This window comes from Streptococcus suis (genome assembly GCF_002960445.1).
Lineage (GTDB): Bacteria > Bacillota > Bacilli > Lactobacillales > Streptococcaceae > Streptococcus > Streptococcus hyiners.
On record NZ_POJD01000115.1, the window covers coordinates 1 to 453 of the forward strand.

At 34.0% G+C, this 453-nt stretch carries 1 protein-coding gene; it reads left to right on the top strand.

Annotated elements, in window-relative coordinates; translation table 11 throughout:
• Positions 1-66: 66 nt before the first annotated feature.
• Positions 67-453: ABC transporter permease (locus C1G53_RS03360; protein WP_419579787.1), on the top strand; the 387-nt coding region annotated here is incomplete at its 3' end.

Here is a 453-nt window from a genome sequence, read left to right on the forward strand (position 1 = left end):
ATAGAGTTACATAAATTTATTAAGACGAAACATTTTTTATGTATTTGTAACTATGGGAGGATGAAGATGAAGAGCAACAAAGAACAAAAATATTTTTGGTTGACATTCTCATTGATTGTTGCATTGATGATTTGGTGGTTTTTATCGAATTATGATCGAACCTCTCGTAGTTTTCCAAATATCATTTTGGTTTGGAATGCTTTATTAATCATGATAGACAAAGGATTTATCTTTGAAGATATATTTTCAAGTCTAACTTCAGTTTTCTTCGGGTTCACGTCGGGCTTTCTATTGTCGGCGCCTAATGCACTCTTAATGGCCTGGTATTCACCTTATCGTAATATTGTGAAACCTTGGATACAATTTATCAGAAATATTCCACCTCTTGCATACGTCCCTTTAGTTGTAATTTCAGCTGGGGTTGGGCTATTACCTCAAGTTATTGTAATAGCG